The organism is Borrelia maritima, from assembly GCF_008931845.1.
In the GTDB taxonomy this organism is placed as follows: Bacteria; Spirochaetota; Spirochaetia; order Borreliales; family Borreliaceae; genus Borreliella; species Borreliella maritima.
Genome location: NZ_CP044535.1, coordinates 651,489 through 672,574, shown reverse-complemented (window position 1 = coordinate 672,574; position 21,086 = coordinate 651,489). Strand labels below are relative to the sequence as shown.

The 21,086-nt window shown below is 26.6% G+C and carries 13 protein-coding genes and 2 tRNA genes; 9 read left to right on the top strand and 6 right to left on the bottom strand.

The genetic code is table 11. The annotated features are described in order from the left end of the window. Positions 1-97 precede the first annotated feature (97 nt). Entirely contained in the window at positions 98-1,534 is a 1,437-nt protein-coding gene (gene zwf, locus DB723_RS03205; RefSeq protein ID WP_151552503.1) for a glucose-6-phosphate dehydrogenase, read from the bottom strand. A 136-nt stretch (positions 1,535-1,670) separates the two neighbouring features. Between zwf and DB723_RS03200 the strand changes: the two genes are divergently transcribed. The 6 genes from DB723_RS03200 (at position 1,671) to DB723_RS03175 (ending at position 12,278) form a co-directional block, all read left to right on the top strand. Next, positions 1,671-3,116 (top strand): nicotinate phosphoribosyltransferase, encoded by a 1,446-nt coding sequence (locus DB723_RS03200; protein WP_151552501.1) that lies wholly within the window; start codon positions 1,671-1,673, stop codon positions 3,114-3,116. A 4-nt stretch (positions 3,117-3,120) separates the two neighbouring features. Next, positions 3,121-6,360: a PD-(D/E)XK nuclease family protein gene (locus tag DB723_RS03195; protein ID WP_151552499.1), complete on the top strand. Its 3,240-nt coding sequence runs from the start codon at positions 3,121-3,123 to the stop codon at positions 6,358-6,360. 5 nt (positions 6,361-6,365) lie between these two features. Then, positions 6,366-9,866, top strand: coding sequence for an exodeoxyribonuclease V subunit beta (gene recB / locus DB723_RS03190; protein ID WP_151552497.1), 3,501 nt, complete (start codon positions 6,366-6,368; stop codon positions 9,864-9,866). Beyond that, the gene (recD, locus tag DB723_RS03185) at positions 9,863-11,701 is read left to right on the top strand and encodes an exodeoxyribonuclease V subunit alpha (RefSeq protein ID WP_151552495.1); all 1,839 of its coding nucleotides are present in this window, start codon (positions 9,863-9,865) and stop codon (positions 11,699-11,701) included. The genes recB and recD overlap by 4 nt, the downstream gene beginning before the upstream one ends. Positions 11,702-11,739: 38 nt before the next feature. Beyond that, positions 11,740-11,813: transfer RNA gene (locus DB723_RS03180), tRNA-Asp, on the top strand. Positions 11,814-11,966: 153 nt separating this feature from the next. Continuing rightward, positions 11,967-12,278, top strand: coding sequence for a hypothetical protein (locus DB723_RS03175; RefSeq protein ID WP_151552493.1), 312 nt, complete (start codon positions 11,967-11,969; stop codon positions 12,276-12,278). A gap of 79 nt (positions 12,279-12,357) precedes the next feature. On the opposite strand, the gene pfkB is transcribed toward DB723_RS03175, so the two are convergent. Continuing rightward, positions 12,358-13,281, bottom strand: coding sequence for a 1-phosphofructokinase (gene pfkB / locus DB723_RS03170; protein ID WP_151552491.1), 924 nt, complete (start codon positions 13,279-13,281; stop codon positions 12,358-12,360). Positions 13,282-13,370: 89 nt separating this feature from the next. Between pfkB and DB723_RS03165 the strand changes: the two genes are divergently transcribed. Further along, positions 13,371-15,233 (top strand): fructose-specific PTS transporter subunit EIIC, encoded by a 1,863-nt coding sequence (locus DB723_RS03165; protein WP_151552489.1) that lies wholly within the window; start codon positions 13,371-13,373, stop codon positions 15,231-15,233. A 24-nt stretch (positions 15,234-15,257) separates the two neighbouring features. Here the strand turns inward: DB723_RS03165 and DB723_RS03160 are convergent, their stop codons facing one another. Then, positions 15,258-15,983 (bottom strand): hypothetical protein, encoded by a 726-nt coding sequence (locus tag DB723_RS03160; protein ID WP_151552487.1) that lies wholly within the window; start codon positions 15,981-15,983, stop codon positions 15,258-15,260. Between the two features lie 84 nt (positions 15,984-16,067). On the opposite strand from DB723_RS03160, the gene DB723_RS03155 reads away from it, so the two are divergent. Further along, positions 16,068-17,339, top strand: a complete 1,272-nt coding sequence (locus tag DB723_RS03155) for a M18 family aminopeptidase (RefSeq protein ID WP_151552485.1) — start codon at positions 16,068-16,070, stop codon at positions 17,337-17,339. 2 nt (positions 17,340-17,341) lie between these two features. Then, complete coding sequence (gene rnmV, locus DB723_RS03150) at positions 17,342-17,887, top strand: ribonuclease M5 (RefSeq protein ID WP_151552483.1); 546 nt, start codon at positions 17,342-17,344, stop codon at positions 17,885-17,887. Here rnmV and DB723_RS03145 read toward each other — a convergent pair. The 3 genes from DB723_RS03145 to DB723_RS03135 all read right to left on the bottom strand — a co-directional run bounded on the left by DB723_RS03145 (position 17,869) and on the right by DB723_RS03135 (position 21,013). Further along, positions 17,869-17,940: transfer RNA gene (locus DB723_RS03145), tRNA-Asn, on the bottom strand. The genes rnmV and DB723_RS03145 overlap by 19 nt on opposite strands. A 42-nt stretch (positions 17,941-17,982) precedes the next feature. Beyond that, positions 17,983-20,091, bottom strand: a complete 2,109-nt coding sequence (locus DB723_RS03140; RefSeq protein WP_188093263.1) for a LysM peptidoglycan-binding domain-containing protein — start codon at positions 20,089-20,091, stop codon at positions 17,983-17,985. Next, a complete protein-coding gene (locus DB723_RS03135) occupies positions 20,051-21,013 on the bottom strand; it encodes a hypothetical protein (protein WP_151552481.1) in 963 nt (320 codons plus the stop codon). The genes DB723_RS03140 and DB723_RS03135 overlap by 41 nt, the downstream gene beginning before the upstream one ends. Positions 21,014-21,086: the final 73 nt, after the last annotated feature.

The following is a 21,086-nucleotide window of genomic DNA, read 5'->3' as shown; positions in this document are numbered from 1 at the left end:
TTAATTACAAATAAGGTAAGTGTTAAAAATGAATATTAATAAATTATACAAAAACTTTTATCTATTTATAAAATATTTTTTTAAAAAACCTGAAAAATTAAATTTTACGCCAGAAATGATCTTTTTCTAAAATAGAATCTATCTCTTTTGGCCCTTCAGATCCATAAAAATAATTACAAATTTCAATATCTGCCCATTTATTTGAAATGTCTGAAACAAATTCCCAAGAACTTTCAATCTCGGCACTTGTAGCATACAGAGTGCCGTCTCCCAAAAAAGCATCTAACAATAACCGCTCATAAGCCTCATCAAACAATCTTTTAAATGTCCCATGATATGAAAATTCCATATTAGCAGTTTGAATTTCATAATTATATCCGGGTTTCTTGGTATTAAATTTAATTTCAATTCCATCTCTTGGCTGAATCCTAAATATTAAAGCATTGGAAAAATCAGCAGAGCTATTGTTAAAAAGAGTAAAGCTTGGTTTTTTAAATTGAATATATATTTCTGACAATTTCCTAGCAAGACCTTTACCAGTTCTAAGATAAAAAGGAACACCAGACCAACGCCAATTATTAATAAACACTTTCATAGCCAAATACGTTTCAGTATTTGAATTTACTAAAGATTCTGTTTCATCTTTATAACCTTTTTTAAAAACCCCTTGAACTTGTGAGCCTACATATTGTCCCTTAACAATGCAATTTTTAATATCCTCTTTGTTAATTTTCCTCAAGCTTTTTAAAACTTTTACTTTCTCATCATGAATAAACTCAGAATCAAATTTAATAGGAGATTCCATTGCAACAAGACTCAACAATTGTAAAATATGATTCTGAACCATGTCCTTCAAAGCTCCAACAGAATCGTAATACTCTACCCTTCCGTCAAGACCCAATTCTTCTGCTACTGTAATTTGGACAAAATCTACATAACGATTATTCCAAATATTTTCAAAAATAGAATTGCCGAATCTAAATGTAAAAATATTTTGAACTGTCTCTTTACCCAAATAGTGATCTATTCTATAAATTTGATCTTCTTGAAAAGCAGAATAAAGCAAGCTATTTAATTTTTTTGCTGTCTCAAGACTAGCCCCAAAAGGTTTTTCAAGAACTATTTTTGACAAAACTGTACTTTGATTTAAAGAATAATTTTTTAAATAATTAATTATTGGCCCATAAAATGTAGGAGATGTCGAAAGATAATATATTGTTTCTCGATCTTTATTTAACAATTTGGATAATTTTTTATAAGGCTCCTTTTCATTAAAATCACCAAATATATAAATAAAGAAATTTAAAAAAATCTCAATCAAAGAATCAGTCTCTTCCTGCCATAAAGAATCTTTAATATACAATCTAAATTCTTTATCTGTAAAAATTTTGCGAGAAAAGCCAATAATCCTAAAATTGCTAATACATTTGTTTTTAAATAAATTAAAAAGTGAAGGAATAAGTTTTTTTCTAGACAAATTCCCGGTAACCCCAAAAATTACAATATCAAAATTAGAAACACTTTTTTCTTTCATAGAATTTAATCCAATCTGGTCAATTTATTATTTTTTACAAAAACATATATAAATATTAAACACTAAAAACAAATAAAAATTAAGCTCAAATTAAATATCATTTTTTTACAAACAAAACTAGTATATAATAAGGAGAATGAAAAATCTATCACTATTTACAGATTTTTATGAAATTTCAATGATGAATGCTTATTTTACAAAAGGCATTAATCCTAAGGCAAAATTTGAAGTATTTTTTAGAAAAACGCCTTTTGAAAATGGATATATTGTTCTAGCTGGAATGCATACATTAATTAATGAATTAAAAAATATTCGTTTTAGAGAAAATGAGCTTAAATATTTAAAAAGCTTAAATATTTTGGATAAACAATTTTTAAAATTTCTAGAAGAATTCAAACTAAACATAAAAATAAGTTCAATCGAAGAAGGTCGACTGGTTTTCCCTCATTCACCAGTAGTTGTGATTGAAGGACGTCTAATAGAATTACTATTAATAGAGGGGCTGGTTTTAAACATAATAAATTTCGAAAGTTTAATAGCAACAAAAACCGCCAGAATAAAAGAATCCGGTGCAAAAATTTTAGCAGAATTTGGGTTAAGAAGAGCACAAGGAATAAATGGAGCACTCTCTGCCAGTAAAGCTGCTTACATAGGAGGAGCAGACTTTACAAGCAATATGCTTGCTGGATACAAATACAATATACCAGTCACAGGAACAATGGCTCACAGCTGGATAATGAGTTTTGAAAACGAAGAACAAGCATTCAGAGAATATGCAAAAACATATCCAAACAAAGTAAGCTTACTAATTGATACTTACGACACACTCAACAGCGGATTAAAAAATGCAATTAAAATATTCAAAGAACTAAAACAAAAAGGGAAAAATAATTTTTCAATAAGAATTGATAGTGGGGATCTTGAATACCTAAGCAAAGCAGCAAGAGAAGAATTAAACAAAAATGGATTAAATAATGTAAAAATTATTGCATCTAATGAGCTTGATGAAAATATTATCATGTACTTAAATTCAATAAATGCTCCAATTGATGTTTGGGGAGTTGGGACAAATCTAGTTACAGCAAAAGGAGATCCAAATCTCTCAGGAGTATATAAAATGATCTCTATAGAAAAAAACGGAAAGTTCATGCCAAAAATAAAAATATCAAATAATGCAGAAAAATCAACACTACCTGCCGAAAAAGAAGTTGCAAGAATCTATTTAAATGGTCAAATGATTTTTGACTTTATATTTTTAAAAGAAGAAAAAGATAAAATCAAAGATCACTTAAATTCAAGAAAAAAATTTACCATTTTTCATCCAATACTAGATAACGTTTTCAAAGTTATCAGCCAATATGACGATTTTGAATTTTTGATTCACAATGTCTTAGAAAATGGTAAACTTAGCAAAGGATATGAATCTAGTTTAAACAACATTAGAAATAAAGCCAAGCTTGACTTAAGCAAGCTTGAACATACTTACAAAAGAATAATTAATCCTCATATATATAAAGTGAGCATTAGCAAAAACTTAAGAAAATTAAGAAACAAACTCATAAAAGACAATAAAAGCAATTAATCCAGTGAACATATATAAAACCAACAAAATAAATAAAATTTATAATAAAATCAAAGAGCTAACTCAAAACGACAATATTTTTAAAAAAGAAACACTCATTATAGTAAAAAATGATCTCTTAAGAGAAGAAATTAAAAAAACTATAGCAAGACTAAATGAGATTTCTTATAATCTAAATATTAAAAAAAATGCTGTAAAAAGCATATATGAAATCTCCTTAAAAGATCCCAATATAAAAAAATACATAGAAAAGAACACTTTTTTGTTTTACCCAGAAACAGAAAAATTCATTTTATACAACATATTGGAAACTGAAAAACTCAAATACATAAAAGATTTCAAATCAACAAAAAATAGATATTTTTTTGCATCAAAAATAATAGATTTATTTCACCATTATTACTCAAAATTCTCAAAATTAATTGAAACCTGGGAAGACGATGGATTTTTATTCCAAGAAGAAAATTTAAAACCTTACGAGAATATGCAAAAAGAACTATTTAAAAAACTCTTTGAAAAACAAAAAAATATTTTAAACTTACATAAACAAATAATTCAGGAAAAACCAAAAAAAAATATAGAAATTGAAATTAAAAAAATAATATTTATTGGCAATAATAGAGAAATTGAAAAAAAAATTCTTAACTCTTTGGAAAAAATTTTTGATTTTGAGGTGCATGTATTAATTTTTGAAGATTTGATTAACTATAAGTCTACTCTTGTTGAAGAATTATTGCCAACAAAAACAAAAATCAGCTCAATAAAATATCAAGCTTTAGAAAAAATAGATATTAAATTATTTAAAGGTAAAAATTTTTTAACAAGCATTAAAAATAACATCATAGCACAAACCCCAATTTCAAAATCAGACGATAGCTTTAAAATAATAGAAGCTAAAAGTCAAAAACGTGAAGTAGAAATTTTGACAAATCAAATAGTACACTCAATGCAGAAAAATAACCTAAAATTAAGCGATATAGCAATAACTTGTTTGCAAGAAAAATTTAATGAATATTTACCATACATAGAAAAATGCCTAAATAAATATGAAATAGAATATAGTGTTCTATGTCATAACAACTTATCCAGAGGAGAGAGTACAATAGCTTTAAAAAGGCTAATGGATCTTTTTATATCAAAAAACGGAACAATTAGCAATTTCAGCAGAAAAGAAGTGTTTAACCTGCTAAGCAACAACAAAGTAATGAAAAAATTTAATATATCAACATCTGAATTAAACTATTTAATAGAATTTAGCGATGCAATGAACATTAGTTTTGGCGCAAACAACACTCACAAAGAAAATCTAAAGTATGATCAAAACTTTTTAAACTCGTGGGAAGACGGATTTAATCGATTTTTAATGTCTGAAATATTTAACGAACAATATGAAGAAGAGATTCAAAAAGAAAGCATCAAATTTCAAGATCAAGAATCAATAATAAAACTTATAACAATAGTAAAAAGTTTGTACGAAGATATAAACTATTTTAAAAATAAAACATATAAAGTACATGAATGGGCAGAAATAATAGAAATTTTTATTCAAAAATATATTGATTTAGAAGAATTTAATACAACTGATGAATATTTAAAAAATAAAATAAAATCCTTTAAAAATTTCTCTAAAGATTTTAATGACAATCTTTACAAAAACCATTTAAAAGAAATTAATGAAATAAAAATTGAATTTTATCTTTTCAAGATTTTGCTTGAAGAAAGTCTTGAAAAAGAAAAATACGGAATAATGTATAAAAAAAACGGAATATTGATTGCCAATTACAAAGAAATAGAATATCTTCAAAAAAAAGAAATTCATTTTCTAGGATTTCAAAAATTTAACTCTAAGATAAATTATGATAATATGAATTTATTAAATGAATACTATGAGTATGAGAATACCGAAAAAGAGGCAATAGCAACTCTTTTTAATTTAATTTTTGCAACATCAGAAAAATTTTACCTTTACTACTCATTTCAAGACAATCTAAGCCCAGAAATTAATACATCAAAAACAATAAATAAAATACTTGATCACATACAAAAGTATGAAAAAAATTTTCAAATAGAAAAACATCCAAATGAAAATCATGATCTAGAATATTTCAAAGATGGGAAAAAAAATTATTTAATAAACTATGATTTAGAGGCCTTTAATATTGCAAAAATAATACAAAATTCTAAACCAATTAAGTTTAAACAAAAAAAAATTCAACTAGAAAGTCCAATTAAGCTAAATTTATACGAATTAAAAAACGCACTTTCTAATCCTTACAAACATTTTTATGAAAAAAGTTTAAACGTTAAAATACAAGACATAAGATTGGAAAATGAAATCAAAGAAAAACAAGAAGAACAAATTTTCAGTGATATTGAGATTATTTACAGGCTTATAAAAAATTCAACACCTCTGCATGAATACATAATGGGACAAAGAAATGATACAAGTAAAACAATAGAAATTATTAAAAAGCATATTAAATTTGAAATACAACAAGGAGTCATTCCTTTTAACATAGATCAAAAAACAACTGTAAATAATATCTTTAAAAAAATAATTAAATTAAAATATAATGCTGCTAAAAGTTTAAAAATGCTTTCAGTAATGATGAAAGCCAAAATTAAATTTTGTCAAACAATAAAAATCAATTTTCAAAAAAAAAATATAGAATTTGAATTAAAAAAAGATATTGAGAATGTATATAAAATCGAAAACGATTATTTTTATTTAAATTTTGTAAAAAAAGACTATTGTAGCATTCCAGATAAAATAAAAAATGAAATATATTTATATATAACAGGACTACTAATAAAAAAAGAAATACAAAATTTCAATTCGTTAACAGAAGTAAAAATTAATCTTGAAAGCTTATCTGCAAACATAACTATTTCATATCAACATAAAGAAATAATACTTGATGACATTGAAAATATACTTATGCAATTTGCATACATATCAAGCTACCCAACTCCAATTTATCAAAGCTTGATAATTAAAGTTTTGACAAAAACAAATCAAAATAATTTTTCAGATTGTTTTAAGAACTTCATAAAAATGCAAATAAAAAACCCTTCCAAAACTTATTTTACAAGTAAAACACATGAGAGATTTTTAAAAACTAGAGAAATAACGCTATGTGATTACTACAATAGGTTTAAAGATACTCATGATTTCAAGTTAGACAAAAACTTACTGATATTGATAGAAAAATTTTATATTAAATTCATAAGGACAAAAAATTAAAATTCATGGAAAAAATCCTAGAAAAAATTAAAAGTAACACAAAAATATTAATAGAAGCATCGGCAGGCACTGGAAAAACCCACATACTTGAAAACGTAGTTATAAATTTAATGAAAAGCAAACTATACTCCATAAATGAAATCTTAGTATTAACTTTTACAAAAAAAGCTACAGAAGAAATGCGCACAAGAATACTAAAAGCAATAGAAAGTGCTTATTTTAGCTCAAAAACAAATGAAATTTTAAAAGAAGCTTATAAACAATCAAAAAAACTCTTTATATCAACAATCAATAAATTTGCATTACATGCTTTAAATAACTTTCAAATTGAAACAGAAAACTACTCTAAATATAGGCCTAAAGAAAAATTTTCAAAAGAAATAGATGAAATAGTTTATGACTTTTTAAGAAAATCAAATAGCTTGATTCATAATCTTGACATTAAAGATTATGAGCTTAAAGTATTTAAATCTGATGCTAAAAAAACAGAAGAAATTGTTTTAAAAATAAAAAAAGCTTATGAAAGAGATACAACTCAAGAACTTGGAAATTGGCTTAAAGCCCAAACAGCATTTGAAAAGATTCTTATTAAAAAGGAAGATTTGATTAGAGATTACAACGCAATAATAGAAGAATTAGACAAAATGACAGCAGATGAAATATTAAGTTTTTATAATAAACACATACAAACTGGCAAACTTGAAATAGAATACTCTAAAGAAAACGACATATTCAAAATAGCAGAAACATTATTAAAAAATAAATTTTTCTCAACTCTAATAGAAAAAGAAACTAAAAAAAATATTAAATTATCGCCTAAAGAACTTAAGATTAAAAATGATTTAATCTGTTTAGGCACTAATATTAGACATGAAAAATATAAATCAGAAGACAATAGAAATAAAAATAGAAACAATCTAAAGAAATATGTTATTTTAAAAGTTGAATATAAAATACTAAAATATATAGAAAAAGAACTAGAAAAAATTATTAAATTAACAAACACAATAGATCAAAATTACATAATTTCAAATTTAAAAAATTACTTAAAATCAGAAGACAAAAAGCTTCTAAATGCAATCAAAAATCGGTACAAAATCATTTTAATTGATGAAGCACAAGACTTAAGTTTAATACAAATAGAAATATTTAAAATATTAAAAACAGCAGGAATAAAATTAATATTCATAGGCGACCCTAAACAGATAATATATTCCTTTAGAAAAGCAGACATTTCATTTTATAACAAAGAAATAAAAAATAAAATTAACACAGATTCTAGAATTGTACTAAAAACAAATCACAGGGCAAGTAAAAAAATCATAAGTCCTTTAAATAAGATTTTTAACAACATATACAATAATACAATAACTGATGAAATTGAAAAAATTGAATTTACCAATTCGCTTCCAAATCAAAAAAATGACAATAATAGCATTTTCATCAACGGGCAAGAAATAGAAGGAATCAATATAATAAGTACCAATACCGAAAACACAGAAGACATTTACCAAAAAACAGCATTAACAATAAAATACTTACTCACATATGGAACAATTGTTAAGAACAATAACATTAGAAACATCAAAATGCAAGACATTAAAGTGCTTTGTAGAGGAAAAAATGAAATCGACTTAATAGATAACGCATTAAAAAAAGAGCAAATCCAAACAAACAAAACTCAAGAAAAATTTTTAAAAACCAAAGAATTTAGCGAAATTTTTTATATTATTAAGTGTCTAGACCGAAAACAAAATTTTAAAAACTTAAATTATATTCTAAGCAGCAAAATATTAAATGTGCCATGGAATTTACAAAGAATTTTAATCAAACAGGACAAAATTCACCTTATAGAAGAATTTATTGAAAATATAACAACTTTGCTTGAAAAAAATGAAATAACATTAATAAATGCAATTAACAAGATCATATTCGAAAAAAATTTGTGGATCAAAATTGCAAATATCACCAAAGATCAAAAAATTATTGAATGGGCACAAAATAAAATAAATTACAAAGGCATTTTTATTAAAGAAGGCAAACTTGAGAATTTAAAAAACTATGAAACAACACTTGAGATCATTTCCAAAATATATCATAAAGAACAAAGCATACAGTCGCTAATCTCTACTTTAGAAAGCTTAATAATAAATGAAGAAATAGAAGAAACACCCAATAATATAAATAATGACAATGAATCTATAGAACTGATGACAATACACAAATCAAAAGGGCTTGGTATGAATATTGTATTTCTAATTAATACATCTCCAATAGAAAATAACAATATTTTTTCAAAAAAAAGTCATTTTTACAAATTTTATCAAAATGGAAAAATTGAATATGATTTTTTTAAATTGGAAGAAAACAAAAAATATGCAAGACTAAAAATACTAAGTGAAGAAAAAAATATATTTTATGTGGGAACAACAAGGGCCAAATTTGCTCTTTTTATTATAAAAATAAATAGCATAACTAGCAAATTATTAGAAATGGCAAAAATTTTTACTATTAATGATATCGAACATGACTTTAACATATATAAATTTATTAGCCAAAAAAGATTTAATAAAAAAAAGAATAATGCAAATGTAAATACACAATTAATTGCACCAAAGCCAATAATTAAAAACATGTTTAAAAAAGAATATACATCGAGTTTTTCAAGCTTAACAGCACAAGCTCACAACACAGCATTTTACGAAAACTATGATTTTAAAAATATTAACTACGAAAAAGAAACAGAGCTTGATGACGACTCTACATTAGAAGAGATTCTACCTAAAGGAAAAGATAGTGGTAACATTTTGCATGCTGCTATGGAAGAAATAATTTTTAATACAGCAAAAGATACATTTGAGAATTTTAAAAAAAATAATATTAAAATTATTGAAAAACAAATACAAAAAATTAACTCGAATCTCAATACAATAGAAATACAAAATGCATTAACCAAAATGATTTATCATATACTAACTTATCATATAAAAGCAATTAATACTCGTCTGTGTGATATCGAAGAATTTCAAAAAGAAATGGAATTTTTAATCAAAATAAATCCTGAATTTCAAAAACAAAAACATCTTTTTGACAACCACTTTGAAGATTTTAACATAAAACTACATGATGGATATTTAAAAGGAATAATAGATCTCATATTTAAAGCTAATAATAAAATATATATCCTAGATTACAAAACAAACTATCTTGGAGAAGATAAAGATGATTATAATGAAACAAATTTAAAAAATATAATAAAAAAAGAATATTATGATTTGCAATATAAAATATATGCACTTGGGATAAAAAAAATATTATTTAAAACCAAAAGAGAATATAATCAAAAATTTGGTGGAATAATATATCTTTTTACAAGAGCCTTTAAAGACAATGTTGAACACTCAAAGTCGACATTTGAAAATGGCATTTATTTTGATCTTCCAAAATTTAATGACGTGGATTTAGATAAAATTATTTTAGAACTAAATATTAAAAGACACTTATGAGAGATTTTTTAGTATTAAGAGAATTTTTAAAAGATAAAAACAAAAAATTCTTAACACCTGAGCTTAAACTTTATGAAATAATTGAACTTTTAAATATCAATAAAAAAAATTGCTATAAAGCACAAACACTTGCAAAGTCCACAAACAATGAAAATATTGTAATATTTTTAATATTTTTATTTAACTACTTTGATAAAGGCCACCTAAGAGCTGACATAAATCTACTAGCAAAAGATATTCAAAATACAATAATATTCACAAAAGACAACCTAGAAAAAACCAATAAAAGCTTCAACAAATTAATAAAAATGCTAAAAGGGCTAGAAACATTTGGAAATCTAGAAACTATTAAGAATATAGTTTTACTTTTAAAGAAAAATAACATACTAATGGAATTTAATAATAAGCTTAAAATTACAACTCCCCTAATTCTGGAAAACAATATCTACATTTATACTCAAAAAAACTACAGAGAAGAAGAAGAGTTAATAAAACAAATTATAAAAAGATTAGAAAACCATAAAAGCGAATTAAATGACAATAAAATACAAAATATAATATCAAATTTAAATACCAATAATTTAAATAAAGAGCAAATTGCATCAGTAATAAAGGCATTAAAAAGCAACTTCTTTCTATTAAGCGGAGGCCCTGGAACAGGCAAAACTACAACTATTAACTATATCTTAAAAGCAATTAACAAAACATTAAACAATAAAAAAAAAGGCCTAGTAGCAATTGCAGCGCCTACAGGAAAAGCTAGCCTAAGGCTACAAACAAGCATCGACTATTCATTCAAAAATTTAGAAATAGAATGCAATACAATCCAAAAACTATTGGGAATCAAATTCATAAACAAAAAAAATCTATATGATGAAGAAAATCAATTAAATTTTGACGTAATAATAATTGACGAAGCTTCAATGATAGATGCATATACTTTTTTGAAACTACTAAAAGCAACCCCAATAACCACTAAGTTAATAATGGTGGGAGATAAAAATCAACTCCCATCAGTAAACGAAGGAAATGTATATTCAAGCCTTTTGGGAGTAAAAAAAATAAATAACGATAATGTAGAAGATCTTAAAGAAAATTTCAGAAGCAACAAAGGAATAAATTTGCTCTCAAAAGCAATATACAAAGAAGATAGTACTTTGATTTGCAAATACATTAATAACAATAAAAATATTCAACTGAAAGAAATAGAAAAAATAAACTTAAAAAAAGATCTAATAGAATATACAAACAATTTATATAAAAAAATACCCTCTTTTAATCTTAAACTACTAAAAGAATCAAAAATTGAAACAATACTTGAAACTTTACTTGAAAATATAATTTTAAGTTCAAAAAATTTTGGCAAATTTGGAACTAAAACACTAAATGACATAATAAAAAATTACCTAAAAAAAACCTATGGAAGCTTTATTGGACAAATAATAATGATAACTAAAACTGACTATAAAAACAAATTATTTAATGGAGAACGAGGTGTTATTTTTAATGAAAATTCTAAATTTTATGCTTTATTCCAAAGAAAAGACGAAAAAAAATATAAAAAAATAAATTTAGATTTACTAACAAATTATGAATTCAGCTTTGCCACAACAATACACAAAAGTCAAGGATCTGAATACAAACACATAAAAGTAATATTAGAAAATAACCCTTTTTTGACAAAAGAACTTATGTATACTGCAATAACCAGAGCTAAAGATAGCTTAGAAATAATTTCTAACAAAGAAACTATTCTTAAGGTAAGCAAAAAATCTAGTGAAAGAGATTCGAAAATACTAGAACAGTTAAACTTATTTAAAAAAATTGACAAATAAATTAAAAACTAATATAATCTTTTAAAAAGAATGACCTTGGGGGCGTAGTTCAGATGGTTAGAACGCCTGCCTGTCACGCAGGAGGTCGCGGGTTCGAGACCCGTCGCTCCCGATGACAACTTTTACAATTTATTATATCAACAGCTTTTATTAGAGAATCTATTTCTGCTTAAGCTGATTTTGAATAATAAAAAGTTACAAATGTTTAATTTAAAAGCCATAATTTAAGTAATTAAAAAAATAAATTCTATAAGGAGAATGTAAAATGAATTTACAAAAATGCTTGTTTTTCACTGCTTTATTGCTAATTTCAACATCTGTTTTCGCACAAACTAACATAATAAAAGAAAATATAATTTCAAATGAAAACTTCAGCCAATTTGGAGTAGAAGAGATTTGCCCAATATGCGGATATGTTAACTGTATTTGCGATGAGCAAACTACACAAATTGCTGCAAAAGTCTCTCAATCAAATACAACAAGCCTATTTGCAAGCATGGCTATATTTGCATTGCTAGTAGTTGCAGGATTAGCCCTAGCAAAAAATAAATTATATAAATCAAAATTAAAAATCTAAGCAAGCTAAACAAAATACTGTAGCTTTTTAAAAGCTACAGTATGATTTCAAAATAAAACTCTCAAGTCTATTTAAAAAATTAAGAACTGTAAATTTTCTCGACCCTAATTTCAGAAAGCATTTTTTTAACATCTTGAAATTCACAAAGATTGCCTTTTAATGCCGTAGCTGTGCCAGCTGCGACACCAAATTTAAATGAATCTTCCAAAGTATTTCTATTATCAAAAGCATACACAAATCCTGCAATCACGGAGTCTCCTGCTCCAATAGTGCTAGCAGAATTAATCTTTGGAACAAGGGCTCTAAAAACAACATTTTTACTGCCAATAAAAATAGCTCCATCACTTCCCATGGAAATTATAATATTTTGAACACCATTTTCTACAAGACTTTTCCCGATTTTAATCAGTTCTTCTGTAGAATTAAATTCAGCATTAAAAAGATTCTCAAGTTCATAAATATTTGGCTTTATTAAAAAGGGATTTAATCTAAGAATTCTTTTTAAAGGCTTGCCACTAGTATCAATGATAAGCTTAACATTATTAGAAATGCTATTAGCTATTTCATTGTATGCATTCTCTCCAAGAGCTGTAGGAACACTTCCTGACATCACCAAAATACTATTATTTGTTAAACTTTTAAGTCTACTTTTCAAAAGTTCAAATTCATCTTCAGAAATGTCTGGAGAACTAGCGTTAATTTCTGTTTCTCTACCATTTGCTATCATTTTAATATTTAATCTTGTATCATGCTTTATTTTAACAAAATCGTTTTTTATACCCTTAGAATCAAGAGAAAATCTTATATAATCGCCTGTAAAACCCCCTAAAAATCCAAGAGCCGTACTGGATTTCCCCAAATTTTTAAGAACAGTGCCTACATTTATTCCCTTGCCACCAGCAAAGAAATTGTTATTCAAAGCATAATTAAGACTTTCTTCCTTAAATTCTTTTAAAACTATTTTATAATCCACAGAAGGATTAAGCGTTAGAGTATATATCAAGATAATCTCCTTTAATTGATAAAATCAATTAAATAAATGTAAAATTTAATAAATATATATACACTATATAATATATAAAGGTGATTATTATGCAAAATTTATTTTCTAAAAACTTGATTGTTTTAAATTACAATGCAACTAGCAAAGAAGATGTAATTAGAAAAATGGCTAGCATGCTAAATGAAAATGGATATTTAAATGACATGGAAACATTCATAAAAGAAATTCAAAAAAGAGAAGAAATTAACGGAACAGGCATTGAAGAGCACATAGCCATGCCCCACGCAAAAGGTGATTTCATTAAAAAACACGGAATCGCTATTTTAAGAGTTACTGGAGATGGATTTGATTTTAATTCGTCTGATCAAAAACTTTCAAAACTGTTCTTCATGATGGCTCTCCCAGAAGAAACTTCTAGCGATGCACACATAAAAGCAATATCATATCTAAGTAATACTTTTAGTAACAACTTATTAAGAAATGAGCTTATGAGTACAAATAATGAAGATAGATTTTTAGAAATAATTATGAATAATGGCAATATAAATGAATCTAACAATTTAAATACAAAAAAAGATTTCATTCTTGCCGTAACAGCATGCCCTGTGGGAATAGCGCACACTTATATGGCAGCAGAAAGCCTTAAAAAAGCAGCCTTGGAATTAAACATAAACATAAAAGTAGAAACAAATGGATCTAGTGGAACTGACAACCCAATAACAGAAGAAGAAATAAAAACCGCAAAAGGAATAATTATTGCATCAGGCAAGACTATTAACAAAGAAAGATTTAGTGGGAAACCTTTAATCGAAGTGGGCGTAAAAGACGGTATACACAAAGCTAAAGAACTTATCCAAACGATTCTAAAAAACGAAGCACCTATTTACAACAAAAGCGACATAACGACAACTAATGAAATTCCTAAGCAAAACCAAAAAATAGGAATTTACAAACACCTAATGAATGGAGTTTCATTCATGCTCCCATTTGTAGTCTCAGGAGGGATAATAATAGCAATATCATTTATGTTTGGAATTAAAGCATTTGATATAAACGACCCAAGCTACAATAAAATAGCAGACATTTTGATGCAAATCGGCGGAGGAAGCGCATTTACTTTAATGATCCCAATACTTGCTGGCTATATTTCATTTAGCATAGCAGAAAGACCAGGACTTGCACCCGGAATGATTACGGGATTAATGATGAGCAATGGAAATGCAGGATTTCTGGGAGGTATCTTAGCAGGATTTATTTCAGGATACATTACACTACTTGTAAAAAAAATATCTGACAAGATCATTCCTAGCAATTTAAGAGGAATAAATCCAGTATTAACTTACCCTTTTTTATCAGTTGTAATTTCAGGGATTTTAATATATGGAATGCTTAGTCCAATATCATTTATTAATGAATCAATAACAAATATGCTAAACCAACTTAGCGGAACTAATTTGGCAATGCTTGGAGCTCTACTTGGTGGAATGATGGCAATAGACATGGGGGGACCTGTAAATAAAGCTGCATACGCATTTGGAATTGCAATGATAACTGCAAAAAATTATATTCCCCATGCAAGCATAATGGCAGGAGGAATGGTGCCTCCTATAGGAATTGCGCTTGCCACAAGTTTATTTAAAAACAGGTTTTCAAAAGAAGAAAGAGAATCCGGAAAAGTTTGTTATTTTTTAGGCGCATGCTTTATTACAGAAGGAGTAATTCCATTCGCAGCATCAGATCCTTTAAGAGTAATACCTGCATGCATATTAGGATCATCTTTGGGGGGATTTATCTCCGCACTTTTTAAGGTAGAAGTCATAGCACCACATGGAGGAATATTTATTCTACCAATAGTAGTAAACCCATTAATGTGGATAATATCTATATTAGTGGGATCAATGCTAACAGCTGTTTTAATAGGAATTGTGAAAAAAAATAATTCAAGAATATAAACTTAAAGTTTATATTCTTGAATGTCAATAAACTAATCTAAGTTTTATTGGTGTTTCAAGACTCAATCCTTTAACCATATCTATCTCAAACTTTAATGTGTTTGAGTTAATCTTTTTAAATCCAGAATGTTCTTTAATATTTCTAGAAGTCTTAACTATAAGATTAATTTTTGAATTGTCAATAAGTTCACTTGCTTTAGGAGTAAAGTCTGATAAAAAATAAACCAAAACATCTTTATATTCTTGGGCAGACATTGGAATCTCATCCGATGGCAAAAGAGCAGCAAGTGCATCACTAATATATTCTTTATTTTCATTAATATTCTTAGTAGCGTTTTTCAAATTAATATTAAATTCAATAATATTTTTACCATCTTTCTTTTCTATCTTAAACACAGAAATATCGGATTTTTTCATATAATCACCCAAAATCTTAATTAAATTATCAAACTTAACAACCAAATTAATAGAATCCCCTTGGGTTTTAATACTCAAAAGCTTAAGACCAAGCTTTTCTCCTTCATTCTTAAAATATTTTTTTATTTCATCTACTGGGAAAAGAGGCATATTTGCAATTTCTCCTCCTACTAAAGTTGTTAAGAGTTCTTTTCTAATTTTTTCAAATTCTCCATTAACATTGATAAATACTGAAGCAGTACCACTAATATCATCTTCTAGCTCAATTTCAACATTAGAGCTACAAGCAAAAAAAATAAACAGCAAACTACAGATGACTAAAAAATTCCTCATAACAAACTCCTAACTAATATACAGTTAAAAACTATTATAATAGAATATATAGCTATAAAGCAATAAATTAAAGGAGAACCACCCATGGTACACGATAAAACACTAGAACCAAAATTTTTTCAAAGTCTGCTAGACAATAGCCCTACCCCTTATCACCTAGTCAACTATATTGAAAAGAAATTAATAAACTATTTTAATGCACAAGAATTAAAACTTGATGAAAAATGGAAAATTGAAACAGGATCTTATTACATAAAAAAAGAAGGAACTAGCCTTATTGCCCTTAATATTGATGTCAAAAAAAAATATGAACCGTTTCTAATAGCAACAGCACATACAGACAGTCCGGGATTAAAATTAAAAATAGACGCAACAGAAAAAACAAGTGGCGTGTTTTACAATCATATTGAAGTTTATGGTAGCCCAATAATTTCTACTTGGATTGACAGAGACTTAAACTTAGCAGGAATTGTATATTTTAAAAAAAATGAGAATATTAATTCAAAATTAATAAACATTGAAAACATAGGAATCATTCCAAACCTTGCAATCCACTTAAACCGAAAAATTAATGAGGGATTTGGATACAATACTCATGACAATTTAACAGTAATAAATAGCACTAAAAAAACAATAAAAGATAGAATCTTAGAACAACTTGAAATAAAATATGAAAATTTTTTATCTTGTGATCTAATATTCACAGAATCACAACCATCTAAAATAATAGGAACTGAAAGAGAATTTTTAGCTTCTAAAAATCTTGATAACAAATCGGGATGCCACGCAATCATGAATTCTTATGTTCACACAAGCAATAATAAAAATAAAATGGCTGTATTTTTTGATAACGAAGAAGTAGGATCTTTAACCTCAAGAGGTGCTGATTCTAATTTTTTATCAGAAGTTTTAGAAAGAATCGATCTTGCTCTAAACTTAACCAGAGAAGAGCATTTAATTAAAACAAACAAATCATTTAATATATCGATTGACAGCGTTCATGGCATTCACCCAGGATATGCATTTAAACATGATCCAAACTATCAAGCTGCCCTAGGTAAAGGAGTAGTTGTAAAAAATAGCGCCAATTTCAGATATGCAACAACTTCAACAGGATTTGCAAAATTAAAAAATTTGGCTATTGAAAATAATATTAAGATTCAAGAAATAATAATGAAAGCAAATGTTCCTTCGGGTACAACAATTGGTCCAATCTCAAATGCAAGAACAGGAATAGAAACTATTGACATTGGAACACCAATGTGGGCAATGCACTCCTTACGAGAAACAGTATCAATAGCTGACCACATAGAAGCAATTAAATTGTTAAGAGCTTTCTTTGAAAAAGGAATTTAAAATTGGAAAAAATAAAAGAAATAATTGTGGTTGAGGGAAAAGATGATCTTAAAAGAATAAAAGAATCTTTTGAGTGCACAGTTGTAGAAACAAAAGGATTTGCTTTAAAAACTGAAACTATTGAATTACTAAAAAAAGCCTTAAAATACAAAGGGATAATAATCTTGACAGACAGCGATAAATCAGGAAATATTATTAGGCAAAAAATAGTCAAACATCTAGGAGAAAATAATAAAATCAAACATGCATATCTTAATATTAAAGACACTGAAGTTGAATCAGTAAATAAAACAGAAATAATAAAAATACTTAAAAGAGTTGGAACTTTATCTAAAGAAAATCAAAAAGACTTATTAACATTAAGCGATTTGCTAGAACTTGGCATAATAGGAGCAAACTCAAAAGAAAAGAGACAAAAAATACAAAATCAACTTTGCTTAGGGCATGGAAATAACAAAAAACTCTTAGAAAGACTTAATTACTTTAAAATAACAAAAATGGATCTAAAAAAACAGCTAACCTTAATTAACTCCCCCAGAAGGACTTGAACCTCCGACCTAGTGGTTAACAGCCACCCGCTCTACCGCTGAGCTATAGGGGAAATCGAACACTAAAAGTATTATCTTAAATTTAAAAATTTTTGTCAATTATTTCCCAATATTTTTAAAATCCCATTAGCAAGAATTTTGGAATCCTGATCTCTAAGCTTAGAAGATCTAATAGACCAAGCCTCCTCTGGAAATGCCAAATTTCTAACTTCTACTAAAAGCTTAGTTTTTACTATATTGTTTCTTAAAACATGAAGATTTTGACCCTTAACATAAAAACTTCTTTTCATTCCTTCTGTAATTTTTTCTGCTGCAGACTTTGAATGAATATCATATTTTTTTTCGTCATCTTTTTGATAATAAAATCCCATACTCTTAGGTGCTCCGACACTATTATCTGCATGCAAACTAAAAAAGGCTATATCCTTATCTTTAATATTTTTATATTTACTAACAATGTTTTTAACAACAACCAATCTTTTTTTAAGGCCCGCTGGAGTGCCGTTTATCCAGGAATCAACAGTATCATTTTTATTTAAGTCATAATCATTGTAAACCTCATTTTTAACATTAACAAAAGTATTGTTAGCAAAAACACTATTTCTAATTAAATGATCGGGAGCTAAAATAGTAAGTTCAACATTGGCCCCCTCTTCTTTAAGATACACATAAAGTCTTAAAGCAATATCATATACATATTCATCTTCAACAACAAAAACTTCGTTTCCAAGACCATCTCTAGACTTAACAATAGCTCCAGGATCAAGGCCCCCGTGACCAGGATCAAGAATTATTAACTTATCTTTAAGTCTTGAGCCTTTATTAAACCTAGAATTTACCAATTTTTCAAAACTTTTAAAAAGTTGAGTACCCTTTTTATAAGAATTTAAAGGGGAATGCCAATCTTCTGAATAAAACTCACTTGGCTGACTTATCTTTCTTGGTTTATACCAATAATAAAAATCACCAACAACCTCAAATATTGGTATTTTAGAGTCTAAAATAACCAAAGAACTAATATCAAAAAGACTTTGATTGTTATTAATTCCAAAAGTATTTAAATTTAGCTTTTTGCTTTTACTTGAGGGAAGATTAGCTATTGTTTGAACTTTATCAGAAGTATTGGAGCTAGAATCAACCTTGTTTTTAATGTCTAAATTATTTTTAGATTTAATTATAGAAGAATCAAATAAAAGTTTTTTATCAAAAATTTTCAATTTTTGATCGTGCATAATATTGTTACTACTTAAATTATTCCAATTTTTAATATCCTCAATTAAAACTCCGTAATGTCTGGCGATGCTATATAAAGTCTCTCCTACAGCAACTGAATGATAGATAAAATTATTATTTGTCTTCTTATCAATTTTTAAATTCTCTTTTAAATCTTTCTCAACGGGCTTTTCTAAATCATTATTTACAATCTTTAAAACATTTAGTAATGATCCTGCTTTAAGATTAACAGCCCGATTACCATTAAGAGCTACAAGATCCTTAGCAGTAATACCATAAATATAAGCTATTCTACCAAGAGTTTCTCCTCTTTTAACATAATGAAAATTAACGTTACCAACGGCTTTCTTTAAAAAAAGCCGTTGACCAATCTTTAACTTATCATCATTAAGAAAATTAAATTTTAAAATATCTTTAAAGCTAATATCAAAATCTTGAGAAAGTTTTGAAAGTGAATCGCCTTTCTTAACTATATAGGGTTTTAAAAAATCAGGCTCAGTTAGTAAAAGCTTCATTCCAGCTTTAAGACCTTTAGATCGCAAATCATTCCAAGCTACTATCTCTTCTTGACTTAGTCCAACAAGCTTTGAAACACTCTCAATAGTGTCACCTTCTTTTGTAGTGTAAAAAATTTCTCTTTTATTAACAGATTCTGGCGAAGCAAAAGAATAATTAACTTTATGAACAGCATTTTGATCTAAATTAGAATAGCTTGGAATAATTAATATTTGACCTACCCTAATATTGTCAACATTAAGTTTATTAATCCTTTTAAGATCGCTTACTTTAGCTTTATACTTAATTGCAATTGAAAAAAGAGTATCCCCTTTAACAACCTTATACTCAAAATCAGCATTAAGATTAACAGGACTTATTATTAAAAAATAAAATAATATAATAAGTTCTATAATTTGCAAAATACAAAAAGTTTTACTTTTCCTTAATGCCAGTATTTTGAACAATGTAGTCATATATTATCCAATAATAATCATATTTTTTAAAGAAGAAAGTATATCTTTTGGAAATGTAAAAATGCCCATCGTCAAAATATAAATCAGCAATTACCTTGCCTGCAGTATCAGAATAAGTTGTCTCAACAATAGAAAATTCATTTGGTGGTTTTGAAATATCTGAATTATTAGAATTCCATAAATATTCCTTATACTCTTCAACTACATTCTTATTAGGAACAGGTGATAATTTTTGCTTATAAAGGTATGCTTTGCCCTTATCATTTAATAACAAACCTTCAATGTCAAGATACAAAAAGAATTTTTCTTTTTTTCCAAGCTGCAATGCCTTTAATAAATATTTGACAATCTCATCAGGAGACAATTTTTTCTTTTTCAAGATATCTTGAATATCATTATTTCCAGACAAATTAACAAGATCTATGCTGCCTGGATTCTCATCAAAACTATCATTTAAAAAAAGCGTAATAATATTGGATTCTTTTTTCTTAGATGGATCTGAAATGTCTGGGAAAAAAATACCCTTAACAAAATAAACTCCATCTTTACTAAACTTAACAAATTGATTTAAATTAATAACTACAGAAAACTTTTCATTAGGTCTCAAGCTTAAATTCCTAACAGGAATAGCAATATTTTTAGATCTCTTTTTAACATATTCAATTGGTCTTTTAACTTTAATATTGGTGGTATCAGTAACATCAAAATCAAAGCCAAAAGAATTAATATCACCTATTTCTAAAGTTAAAACACTGTCAGACGCATTGCTAAGAGAAACTTCAATAAAAACATTACTATTAACACGATAAATAGATTGATTAAAAAACTTGATTTTAAAATCAAGGCCTTTGTAATCCCCTGCAAACAAAACAAAAGAAATATTGGTAAAAAAGATACAAAAAAGCAATTTTCTAATTTTCATAAGTTCCCCTAAAAACCTAAACACATTATATATAAAGAAAGTAATAATACCTATAGTATATTATTATACTAAA

Coding starts and splice junctions, on each gene's coding strand:
- DB723_RS03135 (WP_151552481.1), bottom strand. CDS start 21,013: ATGAAAATTAGAAAATTGCTTTTTTGTATCTTTTTTACCAATATTTCT.
- recD (WP_151552495.1), top strand. CDS start 9,863: ATGAGAGATTTTTTAGTATTAAGAGAATTTTTAAAAGATAAAAACAAA.
- DB723_RS03160 (WP_151552487.1), bottom strand. CDS start 15,983: ATGAGGAATTTTTTAGTCATCTGTAGTTTGCTGTTTATTTTTTTTGCT.
- DB723_RS03155 (WP_151552485.1), top strand. CDS start 16,068: ATGGTACACGATAAAACACTAGAACCAAAATTTTTTCAAAGTCTGCTA.
- DB723_RS03165 (WP_151552489.1), top strand. CDS start 13,371: ATGCAAAATTTATTTTCTAAAAACTTGATTGTTTTAAATTACAATGCA.
- DB723_RS03200 (WP_151552501.1), top strand. CDS start 1,671: ATGAAAAATCTATCACTATTTACAGATTTTTATGAAATTTCAATGATG.
- DB723_RS03140 (WP_188093263.1), bottom strand. CDS start 20,091: ATGACTACATTGTTCAAAATACTGGCATTAAGGAAAAGTAAAACTTTT.
- zwf (WP_151552503.1), bottom strand. CDS start 1,534: ATGAAAGAAAAAAGTGTTTCTAATTTTGATATTGTAATTTTTGGGGTT.
- DB723_RS03175 (WP_151552493.1), top strand. CDS start 11,967: ATGAATTTACAAAAATGCTTGTTTTTCACTGCTTTATTGCTAATTTCA.
- recB (WP_151552497.1), top strand. CDS start 6,366: ATGGAAAAAATCCTAGAAAAAATTAAAAGTAACACAAAAATATTAATA.